An 18,692-nucleotide genomic window follows, 5' to 3' on the forward strand; every position below is an offset into this window, starting at 1 on the left:
GCTGGAAAGCTTTAACGGAAAACTTCGCGACGCGTTGCTGAACCGGGAATGGTTTCGCAGCCGCGCGGAGGCCGAGGTGCCGATTGGGCCGTGGCATGGGTTTTACAACGAACAGTGCCTACGCAGCCAGTCATGCCGAAAAGCGCCGCCATAGCCTGATGATCGCCACATAGGCAATCGCTGCCACGATCAATTCAACGGTGATCCATAGACCGATATACAGGTCTTCCGGGTCACGGATGCCCAGCACTTCCGACGCGTGCATCCATGCGCGCATTTCGGACTGTGTCCATTCATCGTCGTATGGGCGGACAAAACGGAACGACAAAAGAAACAGAACGATAAACAGCAGGGCTTTAAGCGCCCTACGGATGGTGCCGTGTGATGTGGCCATGCATCATTGAACGAAGTTCTAGGGGGCTTCGAAACAATGAGGGAAAACGTGACGCAGCACCATGACGCTGAACAAGGCGGTGTTTGATTGCAGCTTCCCTGGCAAATGGCGAGCGCCTATTCCAAAGAATCGCGCCGATTGGCGGCCATGATCGAGATATCTGAAATTTGAATTGGCACTAATTCAGAAAAAATGCCTCGGTAAAAAGATCCGCGCCGCCGGCGGCGCGGATCGTCAAGGCACTGGATAATTTCGGCGGAATACGGGCCGACGAAACTTCCTTGCGACACATAGGTAGCATCGCGACGGCGATAATCGCACGACGCAATGAAAAAAACCACGAAAGTTTAAAATTTTACGCGGCCGGTTATGCGCAAACGATTGCGGGTCGAGTGCGAGATGCGGCGGCCTAATAACCGGTCAATGCAATAAGCAAACGGGATAATCGAATCGAATTTTTATTCCAGTCGGATGCTGTCGGAATTGACGGGTTTGAATGACTGGTTTTTGTTTAGTCGATATTCCGCAATAACAAAATGAAGCAATAAGAACGCACCCGACGCAATCACCCCGCGCCGGGCCGCTCGACACCCTCACGGCATCATCTTCACCACCACGGTTTCGCCGGGGCAGGTTTGCGTGTTCGCTTCGGCGATGGTCTTGGGCAAGCGGCCGCGATCGGCCGGCACGTTGGTGTAATAGCGCATCGATGTGGGCGCGGGCGGCATGCCGGCATCCCACACGGCGGCCCACAGGTGGCCGCGGTCGTCGCTCATCAGCACCGATTTCGTGTCGCATGCCACGCCCTGCACGAACATCGCGGCCACGCGCGCGCCGTTGTGGTCGAGGTTGTCGGCGCTGGTATCCACCACGCCGGCGGTGCCGACCATGGTCTGGTAGTCGTGGCCGAGCAACTGGTGCAGCGCGGCATCTTCGGCCACGCTGCGCGCGATGCCGAGCGACAGCAGGCTCGGCGCGGCGTTCGGGTCCTTCGCGGCGGCGACGTAATCGCCGTTGTAATAGACCCCGACGCCCGCGCCGCAGGCGAACGGGTCGCCCTTCTGGTCCACGCTCAGGCGGTTCAGCACGCGCCGGAACGTCAGCACGCAGCCCTGGGTATCCATCTTCTGGTTGCCGACGTACTGGGCCGTGCCCGGCGCGGAGAACGTGGCGGTTTCGGACAGCGCGCCCGAGTTCGCGCCGGCCGCCGCGTCGAAGCTGAACAGGAAATGCTGGTCGTTCACGTGCGTGATGTCGATCGACGCGCCGTGCTGGCCGCTCGAATCGACGCGCTGCCAGCGCGTGCCCCAGTGGAACGGCGTGTTGGCGTGGCGCAGCACGACCAGGCGGTCGGCGTAGGCGTTGCGCAGGCAGGCGTCGTCGGCGCAGGCGTCGCGGGTGGCGAGCCAGGCGCGCTGGTCGGCGCGCCAGTCGGGGGTGGCCGGCGCGCGGGCGTAGAGGTCGCGCAGCGTTTCGTCCTGCCTGGAGAGTTGCGGATCGGCGCAGATGCGCTTCTCGGTCGGCGTGGCCGCCTGGGCGCAATCGAAGCTGGCCGCCCGCGCGGTGCAAGGCAGGGCGGCGGCGGTGAAAAGGGCGGCGATCAGCAGGGCGCCGAGCCACGACGCCCGGTTGGTCGAAGTGTTCATACGTCTCCGTGGGGTAGGCGGCGCAGGCCGGCGCCGCGGGTCCGCTCGCGGACCGCCGGCTATCCTACGCGAAGCCGCCCGGCTGCGGGAGACGGATGTGGGGCCGCCGCGTCAGAACGACGTGCCGATCTGGAATTGGAACTTCTGGTACTGGTCGCCCGTGTGCTTGACGATCGGGAAGCCGAGGTCGAGCTTGAGCGGCCCGATCGGCGAGATCCATTCCAGGCCCGCGCCGAAGCTGTAGCGCAGCCCGTTCGCGCCCACGCTGTTGCCTTCCGAGCCCCACACGTTGCCGCCGTCCACGAACGTGAACACGCGCAGCGTGCGGTCGTAGCCGGTGCCGGGCAGCGGCACGGTCAGCTCGATGTTGCCGACCAGCATCTTCGAGCCGCCGATCGGGTCGCCGGTGGTGGCGTCGCGCGGGCCGAGCGAGCTCGATTCATAGCCGCGCACCGAGCCGATGCCGCCCGCGTAGTAGTTCTTGAAGATCGGATAGGGCTTGTTTTCGAGGCCCTTGCCGTAACCGCCCTGAAAGTTCACGCCGAGAATGAAGCCGCGCGCGAACGAGTAGTAGTACTGCGCTTGCAGGTCGCTCTTGACGTAGGTGGTGGCGGCGAGCGGCGTGCCGTATTCGGCATTGGCCTGCAGCATGTAGCCCTTGCTCGGGATCAGCGTGCTGTCGCGGTTGTCGCGCGACCAGCCCACCGTGACCGGCACGTTGTTCGATACCCGCCCGAACGAATTCACGTAGTCGATATAGCTTTGCGGCGTGGTCGAATCCACGTCGAGCCGGTTCTGTTCGAGGCCCGCGCCGAAGAACACCGTGTCCGTTTCCGAGAACGGGATGCCGAACTTCGTCGACGCGCCGTAGGTGATCACGCGGAAGCTGGTGTCGGTCGTGCTCGAGTAATAGAGCGGCTGGCTGGTGCGGTAATACACGTCGGTGATGCGGCGGATGCCGTCGATCGTGAAATACGGGTCCACCTGCTCGACGGCCAGCGTGCGATAGGTGGTGGCGGTGTTCACCGTGACCGACAGGCTGGTGCCGGAGCCGAACACGTTGTCCTGCGAGATGCCGGCCGAGATGATCGGCCCTTCGCCCGAGCCGTAGCCGAGGCCGAGCGTGATCGAGCCGGTGGGCTTCTCGGTCACCTTCACGTTGACGTCCACCTGATCGGTGGTGCCTTCCACCGGCTCGGTCGAGACGTCCACGTCGGTGAAATAGCCGAGCCGGTTGACGCGATCCTTCGACAGCGCGAGCCGGTTCGAATCGAACCACGCGCTTTCCATCTGGCGCATTTCGCGGCGGATCACCTCGTCGCGCGTGCGCGCGTTGCCCGAGATGTTGATGTGGCGAACATATACGCGATGGCTCGGATCGACCATCAGCGTGATGCCCACCTTGTGCGTGGCCTGGTCGATCTCGGGCTGCGCGTTGACGGTGGCGAACGCGTAGCCGTATTCGCCGAGCTTGTCGACGATCGCCTTGGTGGTGGCCTGCAGCTTCGAGGCCGAGAAGCGCTGGCCGGCCTTGATGTTCACCAGCTTCTGCAGTTCGGCCTGGCGGTCGAGCAGGTTGCCGGCCAGCTTCACGCTCGACAGCGTGTAGGGCTGGCCCTCGTGCAGCGTGACCGTCAGGTACATGTCCTTGCGGTCGGGCGAGATCGACACCTGGGTCGAATCGACATTGAATTCGAGGTAGCCGCGATCGAGGTAGTACGAGCGCACGTTCTCGAGGTCGCCCGTCAGCTTGTCCTTCGAATAGAGATCGTTGCGCGTGTACCAGGAGAACCAGTTCGGCGTGGAAAGCTGCATCTCGTCGAGCAGCGTGCTCGACGAGAACGTGTTGTTGCCGATGAAGTTGATCTGGCGGATTTTCGCGCTCGGGCCTTCGGCCACCGAGAACAGGATCGACACGCGGTTCGCATCGACCGGCGTGATGGTGGTGGTGACCTCGGCGGCGTAATAGCCGCGCGTCAGGTACTGGCGCTTCAGTTCCTGTTCGGCCTTGTCCACCAGCGATTTGTCGTAGTAGCGGCCCTGCGACAGGCCCACGGCGCGCAGCGCCTTGGTCAGGTTGTCCTTGTCGAATTCCTTGATGCCCGCGAAATCGATCGCCGAGATCGCCGGGCGCTCCTGCACCTGCACCACCACCACGCTGCCTTGCGTCGCCACCCGCACGTCGTTGAAGAAGCCGGTCGCGTAGAGCTTGCGAATCGTTTCGGATGCCAGATCATCCGTGAACGTGTCGCCCCGCTTGATCGGCAGATAGGCGAACACCGAACTGGGCTCGATCCGCTGCAGGCCCTCGACGCGGATGTCCGAGACGGTAAACGGATCGATGGCCCAGGCGGACACGGAGGTCGCGCCGAGGCCGGCGACCGTCAGGAACCGCAGGCGGCGGGACGACAGGGAAGATGCATTCATGCGGATGGCGGAAAGGCGGGGAACCCGCGGGCGAGAGGGAAGGCGGACGCGCACGACGGCGCGCGCTTATTGCAGTGCGCCGGCCGCGCGGGGCAGGGCGGAAGCGGGGCCGCTGGCGAGCGCGAGCACGTCGGCCATCTGGCCCGCGAGTGCGCGCTCGACCTGGAACGACAGCTCGGCGCCGCCCGGCAGGCGGAACGACAGGATCAAATCCGGCGCGCCGCCCGCATCGCGGCCGACGGTCCACGCCTCGCACGGCATCACGAACTTGACGCTGCGCTGCTTGTGGCGGATGCGCTCCGACGAGCCGATCGCATTCGACAACGCCGCGAGCAGCTCGTGCATCACCGAGCAATGCAGGGCGAGGCGATCGGGCTGGTTGCTGTTGAGCATCAGGTACTGGCCGTCTTCGGTCAGCTCGAAGCCGTGCAGCGCATCGATCGAATAAGCCTGAGGCGGCGCCATGTTCGCGCTCCGGTGGGAAAACGGAAGCGAGTATCGCGTCGGGCGCGCGGCGACGGGTTACCTCGTGTTTACTGCATGTTTCTTTCCGGCGGCTGACGGAGCGGGGTGCGCGCGAACGAGGCGCAACAAGGCGCAACAAGGCGTGCGGCGGTGTCGCGATGAGGGCGATGCGCGCTTTCGTGTCGAACGTGGGTGCGGGGCGAAGGCCATTCGTTCGGAAGCCGAAAGAAATCCCGTCGAACGGCAGCGGCCGTGTTGCCGGATTTTTTCGCGGCGTTACGACGATTACGGGTGTTACGGAAATGACGCCGGCGTCAGGCGGGCGCGAAGCGCGTGCCGACAGGGCCGATGGCGGCGCGGCTAACGGGGCTTCTTGCGCGAGGCGGCCGGCGCATCATGCGTTGCGTCGCTGGCCGCATCGCGTTCGAGCAGCGCGGCGAAGCGGTCGGCCAGCGTGGGGCGCGAGCGGTTCGGCCACACGGCGCTCAGCTCGAAGAACGGCAGCGCGTCGCCGTCGCGAATCTCGCACACGCGCACGCCGCTGAACTGCAACGCCTTGACCGAGGCGGGCAGCAACGACGCCCCGCAGCCGGCCGCCACGCAGGCCAGCACCGTCAGCGAGCGGTTCGCGTCCTGCACGATCTCGGCCTCGCAACCGGCCTTGCGGAACGCGCTGAGGATGCCCGCGCGCACCACCGGCAACTGCCCTTGCGGAAACCACACCAGCCCGATGCGCGCGAGGTCGGCCAGCGCGAGGCGGCCGTCCGGCCCGAGCGGATGCGTGTCGTGCACCACGGCCTGCAGGCGTTCGCGCGCGATCAGTTGCTCGTGCATGCGGCCGCGCACCACCACCGGCGTATGCAGCAGGCCGATGTCGATCTCGCCCGATTCGAGCGCGCTGGCCTGCTCGGCGTTGCTCATCTCGCGCAGCGTCAGCTCGACGTTCGGCACGGCGGCGCGCAGCGCGGCGATCGCCTTGGGCAGCACCTCGAACAGCGCTGCCGACACGAAGCCGACCGTGAGCCGCCCGCCGCGCTGCGCGCCGATATCGCGCACGCGCCGCTCGGCGGCTTCGATGCGCGCGACGCTGAGCCGGATGTCGTCGACGATCGCCTCGCCGGCCGGCGTCAGCGTTGCGCCACGGCGCGTGCGCGAGAACAGCTTCACGCCCAGCTCGCGTTCGAGCCGCGTGATGGCCTGACTCAGCGCGGGCTGCGCGAGGCCGAGCCGGTCGGCCGCGCCGGTCACGCTGCCGGCGTCGGCCACGGCCAGGAAGTATTTGAGGATGCGAGCCGATTCCATACGCTCATGCAATGAAAGATCAACGATTCCATAGTGTACGACGCATGCAAGGCGCGCCAGAATGCCGGCTATCAATCAATTGCGGCGCCGGAACCACCGGGCCGCCGGGCCGGCGCGCCGCGCCGCCCGCATCGAGGAGACGGTCATGCGCTGGTATCGGGACATCACCCCCGCCGAGAAACGAACCTTGTGGGGCTGCTTTGCCGGCTGGGCGGTGGACGCCGCCGATACCCAGATCTTTTCGCTGGTGATTCCGACGCTGCTGACCGTCTGGGGCATCAGCAAGGGCCAGGCGGGCCTGATCGGCGGCGCGACGCTGGTGGCGGGCGCGCTCGGCGGGCTGCTGGCCGGCGTGCTGTCCGACCGGGTCGGGCGCGTGCGCGCGTTGCAGATCACCGTGATCTGGTTTTCCTTCTTCACGTTCCTCAGCGCGTTCGCGCAGAACTTCGACCAGTTGCTGGCGTTGAAGGCGCTGCAGGGCATCGGCTTCGGCGGCGAATGGACGGCCGGCGCGGTGCTCCTCAGCGAAACCGTCAACGCCAAACATCGCGGCAAGGCGATGGGCATCGTGCAGAGCGCCTGGGGTTTCGGCTGGGGCGGCGCGGTGCTGCTCTACACCGCGATCTTCTCGTTCGTCTCGCAGGAGTGGGCGTGGCGGCTGCTGTTCGCGATCGGCCTGGTGCCCGCGATGCTGGTGCTCTACCTGCGCCGCAACGTGGTGGAGCCGCCGCGCGAGCCGCTGCCGATCGACGCGAACGGCCAGCGCCAAGGCGTGCTGGCGACGGCGGCCGGCATCTTCTCGCCGGCGGTGCTGCGCACCACGGCCGTCGGCGCCCTGATCGGCCTCGGCGCGCACGGTGGCTACTACGCGATCACCACCTGGCTGCCCACCTACCTGAAGACCGAGCGTCATCTGTCGGTGCTCGGCACGGGAGGCTACCTGGCGGTGGTGATCGTGGCGTTCATCGTCGGCTGCTTCGTCAGCGCGTGGTTGCAGGATCGCATCGGCCGCCGCTGGAACGTGATCCTGTTCGCGGTGTGCTGCGGCGTGATGGTCAACATCTATGTGTTCCTGCCGATCGGCGACACCGCCATGCTGTTGTTGAGCTTCCCGCTCGGGCTGTTCTCGGCCGGCATTCCGGCCACGCTCGGCGCGCTGTTCAACGAGCTGTATCCGCAAGGCGTGCGCGGCACCGGCGTGGGCTTTTGCTACAACTTCGGCCGCATCGTGTCGGCCGGCTTTCCGGTGCTGATCGGCCACATGAGCAGCTCGATGTCGCTTGGCTCGGCGCTCGGCATCGATGCCGGCGTGGCCTACGGGCTGGTGGTGATCGCCGCGCTGATGCTGCCCGAGACGCGCGGCCGGCGCATCGCCGAGCCGGCGCGCGCGGTGGCCGAGGCGCGTCGCTGAGTTTGCACCATTGCATCGCGTGCCGTTTCGATTTCCTTCGCATTCCCGATCATGTCGACGATGAGTCTTTCCCTGCCTGACGATTTCGCCGTGCGCGCCGAGGCCGGCCTGTCGGCTGCCGGCGCCGCATGGCTCGCCGCCGCCGCGCCGCCGCTGGCCGGTGTCGATACGCACGCGCACCTGTTCGTGCGCGGCCTGCCGCTGGCCGCGCAACGCCGCCACGCGCCCGACTACGACGCGACGCTGGACGCCTACGTGGCGCATCTGGCCAGCCACGGCCTGTCGCACGGCGTGCTGGTGCAGCCAAGCTTTCTCGGCACCGACAACCGCTGGCTCGCGAGCGTCACATGCCGCTATCCGCAGCGCTTTCGCGGTGTGGCCGTGGTCGATCCGCAGATCGGCGACGCGGAGTTGGCGGCGCTGGCCGCGAGCGGCATCGTCGGTGCGCGGCTGAACCTGATCGGCCTGCCGCTGCCCGACCTGCGCAGTGGGCCCTGGCCGCACTTTCTCGCGCGCATCGACGCGCTCGGCTGGCATCTCGAGATCCATCGCGGCGCGGCCGACTTACCCATATTGATCGACGCGCTGCTGCCGCAGTGCCGGGCGATCGTGATCGACCATTTCGGCCGGCCCGACCTGGCGGCCGGTGCGGCCGATCCGGGCTTTCGCGATCTGCTGACGCGGGCGGACAGCGGGCGCGTGTGGGTCAAGCTGTCGGCGGCCTATCGCAGCGTGCGCGAAGGCGGCGGCGAGGCGCTCGGCGCGACGCTGGCCGCCGACCTGCTGGCCGCGTTCGGGCCGCAGCGCCTGATGTGGGGCAGCGACTGGCCGCACACCGAGCACCGCGACCGCGTTGATTACGCAGCAGCCTCCCGCGCGTTGCAGCGCTGGGTGCCCGATGACGCGCAGCGCCGCACGATCCTTGTGGAATCGCCGCGCGCGCTGTTCCGCCTGTAACGCCTCGGCTTCACGGCGAGGGCGACGGCGGCGCGGTCGCCTTCGTATAGTCGGCGGCCGGCCCCGACGGCGGCGCGAGCGACGGATCGGTCGCCCAATCGGTCGGCGTGGCCGACAGCGTGTAGCGCAGCGTGCCGCCGCCGGCGATCGCGGCCACCGGCAGCCACGAGCCGCGGTACGTCGTACCGTTCAGTTGTACCGACTTGATATAGGGCTTGTCGTTGAGCAGCGCCTCGTCGTCGGCCTCGATGCGCAGCTTCTTGCGGCCGTCGTCGAGCCACACCGTCATGCCCTTGAACTGCGGCGTGGACATCGCCAGGCCCGGCGCCGACGGCACCACCGGATACAGCCCGAGGCTCGCCCACAGATAGAACGTGGAGGTCGCGCCGACATCGTCGTTGCCCGGCAGCCCGCCCGGCGTATCGAAGAACGTCTGCTTCATGACGATCGGGATCACGCGCTGCGCGAGCTGCGGCTTGCCGGCCCAGTTGTAGGCCCACGGCGTTTGCAGCGACGGCTCGTTGCCGATGTAGAGCGTGTTGCCGTTCTCGCCGCTGTCGAGCGTGGCCGCGCTCGGCAGCGGGCCGCCGAACGGGTCGCCCGGGTTCAGCCCGAACAGCGTGTTCAGGCGCGCGACGGCCGCCGCGTTGCCGCCCAGCGCGGCGATCACCGACGCGTAGTCATGGCCGATCGTCCACAGATAGTTCGGTTCCTTCGATTCGTGGAAGCCGCCGTTGTCGGGGCCGCTGAACACCCATTGGCCGCTCGCGCCCTTCGGCACCAGGCCGCTCGTTTCGCCGCCGTTGTAGTTCAGGGCGGCCGGGATATTCGCGTTGAACAGGTGCGCCCAGGCCCGCGCGCGCTGGTGCAGCGTGGCGACGCTCTGCACATCGCCGGGCTGGCCGAGCGCGGCGAGGAAGTTGCCGATCGATTCGTCGGTGGTTCCGAGTTCGAGCGTCATCGAGCCGGGGTGATGGTTCGAGGTCGAATCCGTGGTCACGTAGCCGTATTTCAAATAGGCGTCGGCGATCGGGCTGGCGCCCACGCTGTCGTCCACGCTCGGCATGTTGTTGCAGGCGCCTTCCACGAACGCGCTGCCGGGGCCGCCGGTGCCGAACGCCGATTGCAGCATGACGCCGCGCGCCGCGCCGGTATCGAAGCCGCGCGCGCCGAACGCATAGGCCGCCGCGATCACGTTCGGCGCGTGGTCGCCTTCCATCGGCTTGGTGTCGTCGCTGCCGTCCACCCAGTGCGGGAACGCGCCGCATTGCCGCGCATCGGCCACCAGCGATTGCATCATGTCGCTCGTTTCGGACGGGAACAGCAGGGCCTGCAACTGCGTTTCCGAACGGTAGGTATCCCACAGCGAGAACCCCGCGTAATGCGTGCGATAGGCGCGCGGGTTGCCCGGTACTGCGTACTGCGAAACATTGGCGACGGCGCGCGCCGGGGCCGTGTTGGCCGCCGCGTTGAGGTCGGTCTGCTGCATGCTGCGATAGTCGCCGTTCACGTCGCTGTACACCGTCGGGCCGGCCATCGCGTGATAGAGCGCCGTGTAGAACTGCGTGACGTAGCTGCGCGCGCGTTGCGCGGTGGCGCCGTCGAGGCGCGCGAGCGCGCCGGGTTTCGCGAGGTCGAGCTGGATCGTGTTGAGCCGGTGGTTCCACACCGCCTGCTGTTCGGCCTTGACCCGCTCGAACGACCAGCCCGGGTTTTCCGTCGCGAGGTTCAGTTGCGCGTTGGCCACGCTGACCGAGGACATCCCGGCCTTCATCTGCACCACCGCGCCGCGATGCGCGCTCGCGCGGAACACGAGCTTCGCCACGCCGTTGGCGAGCGTTGTCTTGGCCGCGTCGAGCGGCGTGTCGAACGCGATCGAGAAGTACACCGGCTTGTACCAGGTGCCGCCGCAGAACGCACCCACCACGGTCTGGCCGGTCACCACGTTGCGGGCGGTATCGACCGACACGTTCACGAGGCCCGGCGCGACGCCGCTTTTCATGCCGTTGCTGCGCGTGGCGTCGAGCGTCAGTTCGGGCGAGGCGGTGCCGGACGGATAGCTGAGGCGAGCCATGCCGGTGCGCGTGGTGGCGGTGAATTCGTTGAGCACGCCGTTGCCTGTTTTCACGCGATAGTAGCCGGGCGAGGCGCTTTCGTCGGCGTGCGAGAACGTCAGCGCGCCGCCGCCGGGGATCAGCGCCACCGCACCCTGGCCTCGGCAGCCGGGGCCGCTCAGGTGCGTGAGGCTGAAGAAATCGATGCTGCTGTCCGAGTAGTAATAGCCGCCCGAGCCATTGCCCCAGGGCTGGCCGCTGCCCGGCGTGTCGGGGCCGAAGCTGACCATGCCGAACGGCGTTTGCGCGCCGGGGTTCAGGTTGCCGGGGAACAGGCCGCCCGCGTCGGGCGCGCCAGTGCCGATGAATACGTTGACGCGCTGCGTCAGGCCCGCGATGTCCACGCGGCCGCCGGGCGCGTGGCCGGGCCGGTTCGCCGCGTTCGGGGTGTTGTCGAGGCCGCCGGCGATCTGGCTTGCGATCGAGGCCGGCGATGCGCCGCCGCCATCGTCGTTGCAGCCGCCGAGCGCGGCGACGGCGGCGAGGCACGCGCCCGCCAGGGCCCACTTCAGGGTCATCCGCATCCTTGTCTCCAGGTGTTGTCGAACGCGATGCCGGTGCGGCGCGCTGCGCGGCCACGGCTGGAAGCTTGTTGTCAGCCCGAGTGTGCGCTGGGGAATGCCGGGTCCGCTATTTGGAAAAATCCCTGATTTTTTGGTGATTTAGCTAAACAAATCGAATGTTTATGGATTCCGAAATGATGCCGGGCGGTGAATCGACGGTTTCCCGGAATCGAGGCGGGCTGGCGCTTTTGCGCGGAGCGCGCGGGCGGTAATCATTGCCTCGATGTTTTTAATTCGATTCAAAATTGCCGAATGAAAATTCGGGAATGCGAATCGATGTGAATCGGCGCGAATCGTCGTGAAGCGTGCGTCGCCGGTGGATTCGATTCTGTCGCGGTATCCTTCGGTCGCGCACCGGCCACCTGGCCTCCGCGCACCCGATCCGAACCCACCGCCGAACCGCCATGTCATCGAAGTTTCCCGCCGCCGCCGAGGCCGCCTCCCCAGCCGCCGAACCCGTCACGCGCTACGCCTGGAAGGCGCTCGCCGGCGCCGCGATCGGCTATGCGATGGACGGCTTCGATCTGCTGATCCTCGGCTTCATGCTGCCGGCCATCTCGGTGTCGCTGAAGCTCGATGCGGGGCAGGCCGGCGCGCTGGTGACCTGGACGCTGATCGGCGCGGTGGCCGGCGGCCTGATCTTCGGCGCACTGAGCGACCGCTACGGCCGCGTGCGCGTGCTGACCTGGACGATCGCGCTGTTCGCCGTGTTCACCGGCCTGTGCGCGCTCGCGCAGGGCTTCACCGACCTGCTCGTCTATCGCACCGTGGCCGGCATCGGCCTGGGTGGCGAGTTCGGCATCGGCATGGCGCTGGCGGCCGAGGCGTGGCCGGCGGCCAAACGCGCGCGCGTGTCGTCCTACGTGGCGCTCGGCTGGCAATGCGGCGTGTTGCTGGCCGCGCTGCTGACGCCCACGCTGCTGCAATGGATCGGCTGGCGCGGCATGTTCGCGGTCGGCATGCTGCCCGCGCTGGTGGCCTGGCAATTGCGCAACCGCCTGCACGAACCGGAGCCGTTCGTCCTTGCGCGCCACCCCGAGGCGGCCATGCCGAGCCTCGGCGCGCGCTTCCGGATGCTGTTCGCCGACGCGCGCACGGCCCGCACCAGCACCGGCATCGTGATCCTCTGCGCGGTGCAGAACTTCGGCTACTACGGAATCATGATCTGGCTGCCGACCTTCCTCGCGAAGCGGCTCGGCTTCTCACTGACGAAATCGGGCATGTGGACCGCGGTGACGGTGCTCGGCATGATGGCCGGCGTCTGGTTGTTCGGCCAGCTCGCCGACCGCATCGGCCGCAAGCCGACGTTTCTCGTCTATCAGGCGGGCGCGGTGGCGATGGTGATCGTCTACGCGCAACTGAGCGACCCGGCGGCGCTGCTGTGGGCCGGCGCGCTGATGGGGATGTTCGTGAACGGGATGGTGGGCGGCTACGGCACGCTGATGTCGGAAGCCTATCCGACCGCCGCGCGCGCCACCGCGCAGAACGTGTTGTGGAATCTCGGCCGCGCGATCGGCGGCTTCGGGCCGATGGTGGTGGGTGCGCTGGCGGCGCGCTATTCGTTCACCGTGGCGATCGCGGCGCTGGCCGCGCTCTACGTGCTCGACATCGTCGCGACGCTGTGGCTGATTCCGGAGATGAAGGGGGGCGCGCTCGACTGAGGCGCACCCCGCGCGGTTTCGTCAGGAGGCCGAACCGGCATCCGAATCGTTGCCGGAACCGGCATCGATGCCGAGTTCGCCGGCCATCCGCTCGACCAGCGCCCGCAGCCGCGCGACTTCCTCGGCCAGGCGGTCGTGATCCTCGCGCAGCGCCTCGAATTCGGCCGGGCTTGCTCCACCAGTCGCACCGCCTTCGTCGGTGCTCGATACCGCGTAGGCGGCCAGGTTGACCTCGCCGCACAGCAGATGCATCCAGCGGTTTTCACGCGCGCCCGGCGCGCGCGGCAGCTTGACCACCAGCGGCGTCGAGCGCTCGGCCAGTTCCTCCAGGAAGCTCTCGACCGACGAGACATCGGCGAAGCCGTGCAGCCGCGCCGAATTCAGGCGCAGCTCGGCGGCCGTCTGCGCGCCGCGCAGCAGCAGCACGGTCAGCAGCGCGACGGCCTGGCTCGGGATGCCGAGCACGCGGTTCAGGTTGTGCTCGAAGCGCGGCACGCGGCTGCTGCTGCCCTCGAACACCAGGCTCACGCCCTTCAATTCCTCGATGGCGTTGAGCACCTCGGCCTCGCTCACGTTCATCACGGGGGCGCGCGCCGTCTTCTGGTTGCAGCCGGCCGTCAGCGCGTTGAGCGAGAGCGGGTAGGTATCGGGCACGGTGTGCTGCTTCTCGTTGAGCACGCCGACGATGCGGGCTTCGAGGGCGGTCAGGGCGCGTAGCGCGCGGGGGGCGGGGGCTTCGTTGGGTGTGTTCATCGGCTGGCGAAAAAAGGAGGTCGCGGAATCGACGGCTGTCTGCACCGGATGATATACGGTCGTGGCGGGGGGCGTGGCGTTCAACGGAACGCGCGCATCTGCCCCGTCATCATCTGCAGCATCTTGTTGGCGGCCACCGACAGCTTGCGGCCCACGCGCGTGACCATGTGGGCTTCGGCGTTTTCGAGGATCGGATGGGCGATGTCGATCGCGAACAGGTCCTTCGCCTGCAGTTCCGCCGCCACGGCGAACGCGGGCATCACCGCGATGCCCAGCCCCGACTTGACGAATTCCTTGAGGATCGCGAACGAATTGGTGGTGACGATCGGCCCGAGCCGCACGCGCTCGGCGTATTCGACGGCCTCCATCATCTGCCGCGTGCCGTACGACGGATGGGTGGCCGCCAGCGGATACGTCGCCAGTTGCTGGACCGACAGCACCTTGTGCGCACGGCGCGGGAAATCCGGCCCGACGATCGCCATCATCGGCTGCCGCTTCGAGGCGCGCGACACCAGCTTGTGCTCGGCGGGCGGGTTGTAGACGAGGCCGATCTCGCCCTCGTCGTTCGAGATCTTGCGGATCACGTCGTTGGTGCTGCCCACGTCGAGATTGACGTGGATGCCCGGGTATTGCCGGCAGAACTGCTGCATCGGCCCGGCCAGCAGGTCCGACACGAAGCCCTCGCCCAGCACCAGGCTGACCTCGCCCGTCTTCAGGCCGCGCAACTCCTGCAGGCGCGAGATCAGGTCGTCGCGGTGCGCCAGTTGCTCGCGGAAATACTCGATCACGCAACGCCCCGCCTCGGTGGGCGTGACGCCGCGCGCGTGCCGCTCGACCAGGGTGGCATCCAGTTCCTTTTCCAGCAGGCCGATCTGGCGGCTCACCGCCGACGGCGCCACGTCGAGCCAGTCGGCCGCCGCGCGGATCGTGCCGCAGCGCACCGCTTCGTAGAAATAGACGATCCGGCTGTCGGTCAGGGTGTCGGTCATGGCTAGGGGCTCTCGATTCGAGCGTTCTAAAAATTAGAACAATAGCAATATTGGCGGTGATTGATTATACGGCTCGCCCGGACCACCATCGAGTCACTGCAGGGCGGCCGCAAGCCGGCGTTCCGCCCTTCACCAACAGCAATCGGGAGTTCGTCGGATGAAAACGGTAGGCGTGATCGGTCTGGGCAACATGGGGCGCGGCATGGCGGGTTCGCTGCGGCGCGGCGACTATGCCGTGCTCGGTTACGACGCCGCGCCGGGCGTGGCGGACGGCCTCGCGGCGCAGGACGTGGTGGCGGCGCGCGCGTCGGTGGCGGAGATCGCCCGCGACGCCGACGTGCTGCTGCTGTCGCTGCCGACCTCGGCGGTGGTGGAAGCGGTGGTGCTCGGCGCGGGTGGCGTGCTGGAGCACGCCAAGCCCGGCACGATCGTGGTGGACACCACCACGGCCGACCCGGACAGCACGCGCCGGGTGGCGGCGGCGCTGGCCGAGCGCGGCATCGGTTTCGTCGACGGCCCCGTCAGCGGCGGCCCGAAGGGCGCGGCCACCGCGACCATGACGATGGTGCTGGGCGGCGCCGACGCCGACATCGCGGCGGTCGAGCCGATCCTCGCCGTGATCAGCGCGAAGCGCGTGCACGTCGGCCCGGTGGGCGCGGGCCATGTCACCAAGCTGCTCAACAACCTGCTGACGGGCGTGCATCTGCTGGCGGCGAGCGAAGCGGTGCGCACCGCGCGCGCGGCCGGCGTCGATCCCGAGAAGCTGGTCGAGGCGCTGAACGGCGGCTCGGGCCGCAACAGCGCGACGCTGACCAACTACCCCACCTGGATCTTCAACGGCAAGTTCGATTCGGGCTTCACGATGAAGCTGATGCGCAAGGACGTGCGTCTCGCGCTGGGCCTGCTCGACCAGTTCGACAGCGTCGCGCCGGTGGCGCGCGAGGCCGCGCGGTTGTGGGCGGCCAGCGAGGAGCACCTCGGCGACGCCGAGGATTTCAACCGCATCGTCGATTTCCTCGATCCGGCCTGAGTCTCCTGCGCCTTTTCAGTTTTCGCCTGACGAATCCGACACGGAATACCGACATGACACAGCACGCAGACCAGTTGCTCGCCGCCTTCGCGCACTTCTTCCCCGGCGCGACCACCATCGGCTCGTATATCGACGGCGAACTCGTCGCGGGCCAGGGCGACACGGTCCAGCTCCACGACGCCGCCACCGGCGAGGCGACGCTCGCCTACCGCGACGCCGGCGCCGACGTGGTGGCCCACGCCGCCGAAAGCGCGCGCCGCGCGCAGCGCGAATGGTGGGCGCTGACGCACGCCGCTCGCGGCCGCGTGATGAACGAGGTGGCGCGCACCATCCGCGGCGAGGCCGAGGCGATCGCGCGGCTCGAATCGCTCGGCTCGGGCAAGCCGATCCGCGATTGTCGCGGCGAGGTGGCGAAGGTCGCCGAGATGTTCGAGTACTACGCCGGCTGGACCGACAAGTTCTACGGCAACGTGATCCCGGTGCCCACCTCGCACCTGAACTACACGCGCCGCGAGCCGGCCGGCGTGGTGCTGCAGATCACCCCCTGGAACGCGCCGGTGTTCACCTGCGGCTGGCAGGTCGCGCCGGCCGTGGCGATGGGCAACGGCGTGCTGCTCAAGCCGTCGGAACTGACGCCGTTCACCTCGATCGTGGTGGGCCGGCTCGGCGAGCGCGCCGGGCTGCCGCGCGGCCTCGTCAACGTGCTGGCCGGCTTCGGTCACACGGTCGGGCAGGCTGCGATCGCGCATCGCGTGGTGAGCAAGGTGGTGTTCGTCGGCTCGCCGGCCACCGGCGCGCGCATCGCCGAGGCCGCCGCGCGCCGCGTGGTGCCGTGCGTGCTGGAGTTGGGCGGCAAGTCGGCCAACATCGTGTTCGCCGACGCCGATCTCAAGCGTGCCGCGCTCACCGCCCAGGCCGCGATCTTCGCCGGCGCGGGCCAGAGCTGCGTGGCCGGCTCGCGCCTGCTGGTGCAACGTTCGGTGTACGACGAATTCGTCGCGATGGTGGCGGCCGGCGCGAAGAAGATCCGCGTGGGCGCGCCGCTCGACGACGCCACCGAAGTCGGCCCGATCAACAATCGCAAGCAGTACGAACATGTGGTGCGGATGATCGCGAGCGGCGTGGAGGCCGGCGCGACGCTGGCGGCCGGTTCGGCCGAACTCGGCAACGGCGGCTATTTCGTGGCGCCCACCGTGCTGACCGGCGTGACCAATGCGATGGACGTCGCCCGCACCGAAATCTTCGGGCCGGTGGTGGCGGCGATTCCGTTCGATTCGGAAGACGAAGCGATCGCGATCGCCAACGACACCGATTTCGGCCTGGCCGGCGCGGTGTGGACCACCGACGTGGCGCGCGCGCACCGCGTGGCCGCGCAGGTCGACGCCGGCACGTTCTGGGTCAACGGCTACAAGACCATCAACGTCGCGTCGCCGTTCGGCGGCTACGGCATGAGCGGCTACGGGCGCTCCAGCGGCGTCGAGGCGCTGTACGAATACACGCAGACCAAGAGCGTGTGGGTCGAGACGGCCGAAGCGCCGCCGACCGCCTTCGGTTATCTGTAATACCGGCCCGCGCACGACGGAAGCCGGACTCAAAAGGGGAGGTCGCGATGGAACACGCACTGGGAATCGAACGCCGCGAATTCGGCGGCGCGGGCGCGGCGAAGGTCATGCTGTATGCCGCCGGCATTCTGCTGATCGCGCAGTGGATCGGCTCGTTCACGTTCAAGATCGGGCCGGGCAAGGTGGTGCTGCTGCCGATGATCTGGGCGCTGCTGCTCGGCGCGGCGCTCGGCCTGGCCAGCGCGCGCTGGAAAAGCAGCGCGCGGCTCGACGTGTCGAACCAGTTCTTCGCGGCGGCCGTGCTGCAGCCCGCGCTGCTGCTGTTCGTCGCGAAGCTCGGGCTGATGGTGGGCAGCGCGCTGCCCAAGCTCGCGGCGGCCGGCTGGGCGCTTGCGTTCCAGGAGTTCGGCCACTTCGTCGGCACCATCCTGCTGGGCCTGCCGCTCGCGCTGCTGCTCGGCATCAAGCGCGAGGCGATCGGCGCGACGTTCTCGGTGGGCCGCGAGCCGAGCCTCGCGATCATCGGCGAGAAGTACGGCATGGATTCCGCCGAAGGGCGCGGCGTGCTGGCCGAGTACCTGACCGGCACCGTGTTCGGCGCGGTGTTCATCGCCGTGTTCGCCGGCTTCGTGTCGAGCCTCGGCATCTTCGATCCGCTCGCGCTGGCGATGGGCTCGGGCGTTGGCTCGGGCAGCATGATGGCGGCCGCCTCCGGCGCGATCGCCGCGCAGCAGGACCCGGAAACCGCGAAATCGGTGCTCGCGTTCGCGGCGGCCAGCAACCTGATCACCACCACCATCGGCACCTACTTCACGCTGTTCATCTCGCTGCCGCTGGCGGTGTTCGGCTACCGCGTGCTGGAGCCGATCATCGGCCGCACCACCAAGGCCTCGGCGCAACCCGAAACCGCCAGCCCGGCGCTCGGCGAGGTGCAGACCGAAGCGCCCTCGCTCGGCTACGGCGGCAAGCTCACGGCCTGGATCGTGACGGCCGCGATGGCGCTGGTGTGCGATTGGATCGCACACGGCACCGCGCCGCTGGTCGGGCTGCCGGGCATCGCGATCATGGTGGGCGCGACCATCGTGGGCGATGCGCTGGCGCGCGTCACCGGGCGGCGCATTCCGGCCGTGTGCTGGGTGTCGGTGGTGGCGATGTTCCTGACCTCGCCATGGTGCCCGTGGGCCACGCAGATCGCCGCCTTCGGTTCGCACAACGATTTTCTCGGCGTGACCACCCCGATGCTGGTGTTCGCGGGGCTGTCGATCGCCAAGGACATCCCCGCGTTCCGCCGCCTCGGCTGGCGCATCGTGCTGGTGTCGTTCGTGGCCAATGCCGGCACGTTCATCGGCGCGACGCTGGTGGCGCAACTGTTCCATATCTGATCTCGTTCACCCGCATCGCCGGAGCCGCGCCAGCGT

General features: G+C 67.9%; 14 protein-coding genes and 1 pseudogene. 7 read left to right on the forward strand and 8 right to left on the reverse strand.

Annotated elements, in window-relative coordinates; all coding sequences use genetic code 11:
• Position 1 precedes the first annotated feature (1 nt).
• Positions 2 to 154 (forward strand): annotated as a pseudogene (locus AB4851_RS07040) (integrase core domain-containing protein); the annotation flags it as partial.
• Here AB4851_RS07040 and AB4851_RS07045 read toward each other — a convergent pair.
• From AB4851_RS07045 to AB4851_RS07065, 5 genes are all read right to left on the reverse strand, one after another.
• Positions 131 to 394: a hypothetical protein gene (locus tag AB4851_RS07045; RefSeq protein WP_414449017.1), complete on the reverse strand. Its 264-nt coding sequence runs from the start codon at positions 392 to 394 to the stop codon at positions 131 to 133. The pseudogene AB4851_RS07040 and the gene AB4851_RS07045 overlap by 24 nt on opposite strands.
• Positions 395 to 987: 593 nt before the next feature.
• On the reverse strand, positions 988 to 2,040 hold the full coding sequence (locus AB4851_RS07050) for a lysozyme inhibitor LprI family protein (RefSeq protein ID WP_414449018.1): 1,053 nt from the start codon (positions 2,038 to 2,040) through the stop codon (positions 988 to 990).
• A gap of 111 nt (positions 2,041 to 2,151) precedes the next feature.
• Entirely contained in the window at positions 2,152 to 4,467 is a 2,316-nt protein-coding gene (bamA, locus tag AB4851_RS07055; RefSeq protein ID WP_414440240.1) for an outer membrane protein assembly factor BamA, read from the reverse strand.
• A gap of 66 nt (positions 4,468 to 4,533) precedes the next feature.
• Complete coding sequence (locus AB4851_RS07060) at positions 4,534 to 4,932, reverse strand: hypothetical protein (protein WP_414440239.1); 399 nt, start codon at positions 4,930 to 4,932, stop codon at positions 4,534 to 4,536.
• A 360-nt stretch (positions 4,933 to 5,292) separates the two neighbouring features.
• Positions 5,293 to 6,234 carry a LysR family transcriptional regulator gene (locus tag AB4851_RS07065; protein WP_414440238.1) on the reverse strand — a complete coding sequence of 314 codons (942 nt, stop codon included), beginning with the start codon at positions 6,232 to 6,234 and terminating at the stop codon, positions 5,293 to 5,295.
• A 145-nt stretch (positions 6,235 to 6,379) separates the two neighbouring features.
• Between AB4851_RS07065 and AB4851_RS07070 the strand changes: the two genes are divergently transcribed.
• Positions 6,380 to 7,645 (forward strand): MFS transporter, encoded by a 1,266-nt coding sequence (locus AB4851_RS07070; protein WP_414440237.1) that lies wholly within the window; start codon positions 6,380 to 6,382, stop codon positions 7,643 to 7,645.
• A 60-nt stretch (positions 7,646 to 7,705) separates the two neighbouring features.
• Positions 7,706 to 8,602: an amidohydrolase family protein gene (locus tag AB4851_RS07075; protein ID WP_414449019.1), complete on the forward strand. Its 897-nt coding sequence runs from the start codon at positions 7,706 to 7,708 to the stop codon at positions 8,600 to 8,602.
• Between the two features lie 10 nt (positions 8,603 to 8,612).
• On the opposite strand, the gene AB4851_RS07080 is transcribed toward AB4851_RS07075, so the two are convergent.
• Positions 8,613 to 11,240 (reverse strand): GH92 family glycosyl hydrolase, encoded by a 2,628-nt coding sequence (locus AB4851_RS07080; protein WP_414449020.1) that lies wholly within the window; start codon positions 11,238 to 11,240, stop codon positions 8,613 to 8,615.
• Positions 11,241 to 11,683: 443 nt separating this feature from the next.
• Between AB4851_RS07080 and AB4851_RS07085 the strand changes: the two genes are divergently transcribed.
• Positions 11,684 to 12,940 (forward strand): MFS transporter, encoded by a 1,257-nt coding sequence (locus tag AB4851_RS07085; protein WP_414449021.1) that lies wholly within the window; start codon positions 11,684 to 11,686, stop codon positions 12,938 to 12,940.
• A gap of 21 nt (positions 12,941 to 12,961) precedes the next feature.
• On the opposite strand, the gene AB4851_RS07090 is transcribed toward AB4851_RS07085, so the two are convergent.
• Positions 12,962 to 13,693 (reverse strand): YceH family protein, encoded by a 732-nt coding sequence (locus AB4851_RS07090; RefSeq protein ID WP_414449022.1) that lies wholly within the window; start codon positions 13,691 to 13,693, stop codon positions 12,962 to 12,964.
• A gap of 80 nt (positions 13,694 to 13,773) precedes the next feature.
• On the reverse strand, positions 13,774 to 14,682 hold the full coding sequence (locus tag AB4851_RS07095; RefSeq protein ID WP_414440226.1) for a LysR family transcriptional regulator: 909 nt from the start codon (positions 14,680 to 14,682) through the stop codon (positions 13,774 to 13,776).
• Positions 14,683 to 14,839: 157 nt separating this feature from the next.
• Between AB4851_RS07095 and AB4851_RS07100 the strand changes: the two genes are divergently transcribed.
• The 3 genes from AB4851_RS07100 to AB4851_RS07110 are packed head-to-tail and all read left to right on the forward strand — an operon-like array spanning position 14,840 to position 18,656.
• Complete coding sequence (locus AB4851_RS07100; RefSeq protein ID WP_414449023.1) at positions 14,840 to 15,712, forward strand: NAD(P)-dependent oxidoreductase; 873 nt, start codon at positions 14,840 to 14,842, stop codon at positions 15,710 to 15,712.
• Positions 15,713 to 15,765: 53 nt separating this feature from the next.
• Positions 15,766 to 17,274: an aldehyde dehydrogenase family protein gene (locus AB4851_RS07105; RefSeq protein ID WP_414449024.1), complete on the forward strand. Its 1,509-nt coding sequence runs from the start codon at positions 15,766 to 15,768 to the stop codon at positions 17,272 to 17,274.
• A gap of 47 nt (positions 17,275 to 17,321) precedes the next feature.
• Complete coding sequence (locus AB4851_RS07110; protein ID WP_414440223.1) at positions 17,322 to 18,656, forward strand: DUF3100 domain-containing protein; 1,335 nt, start codon at positions 17,322 to 17,324, stop codon at positions 18,654 to 18,656.
• Positions 18,657 to 18,692: the final 36 nt, after the last annotated feature.

It is taken from the genome of Burkholderia sp. 22PA0099, from assembly GCF_047497165.1.
Lineage (GTDB): Bacteria > Pseudomonadota > Gammaproteobacteria > Burkholderiales > Burkholderiaceae > Burkholderia.

Coding starts and splice junctions, on each gene's coding strand:
- AB4851_RS07045 (WP_414449017.1), bottom strand. CDS start 394: ATGGCCACATCACACGGCACCATCCGTAGGGCGCTTAAAGCCCTGCTG.
- AB4851_RS07050 (WP_414449018.1), bottom strand. CDS start 2,040: ATGAACACTTCGACCAACCGGGCGTCGTGGCTCGGCGCCCTGCTGATC.
- bamA (WP_414440240.1), bottom strand. CDS start 4,467: ATGAATGCATCTTCCCTGTCGTCCCGCCGCCTGCGGTTCCTGACGGTC.
- AB4851_RS07060 (WP_414440239.1), bottom strand. CDS start 4,932: ATGGCGCCGCCTCAGGCTTATTCGATCGATGCGCTGCACGGCTTCGAG.
- AB4851_RS07065 (WP_414440238.1), bottom strand. CDS start 6,234: ATGGAATCGGCTCGCATCCTCAAATACTTCCTGGCCGTGGCCGACGCC.
- AB4851_RS07070 (WP_414440237.1), top strand. CDS start 6,380: ATGCGCTGGTATCGGGACATCACCCCCGCCGAGAAACGAACCTTGTGG.
- AB4851_RS07075 (WP_414449019.1), top strand. CDS start 7,706: ATGAGTCTTTCCCTGCCTGACGATTTCGCCGTGCGCGCCGAGGCCGGC.
- AB4851_RS07080 (WP_414449020.1), bottom strand. CDS start 11,240: ATGCGGATGACCCTGAAGTGGGCCCTGGCGGGCGCGTGCCTCGCCGCC.
- AB4851_RS07085 (WP_414449021.1), top strand. CDS start 11,684: ATGTCATCGAAGTTTCCCGCCGCCGCCGAGGCCGCCTCCCCAGCCGCC.
- AB4851_RS07090 (WP_414449022.1), bottom strand. CDS start 13,693: ATGAACACACCCAACGAAGCCCCCGCCCCCCGCGCGCTACGCGCCCTG.
- AB4851_RS07095 (WP_414440226.1), bottom strand. CDS start 14,682: ATGACCGACACCCTGACCGACAGCCGGATCGTCTATTTCTACGAAGCG.
- AB4851_RS07100 (WP_414449023.1), top strand. CDS start 14,840: ATGAAAACGGTAGGCGTGATCGGTCTGGGCAACATGGGGCGCGGCATG.
- AB4851_RS07105 (WP_414449024.1), top strand. CDS start 15,766: ATGACACAGCACGCAGACCAGTTGCTCGCCGCCTTCGCGCACTTCTTC.
- AB4851_RS07110 (WP_414440223.1), top strand. CDS start 17,322: ATGGAACACGCACTGGGAATCGAACGCCGCGAATTCGGCGGCGCGGGC.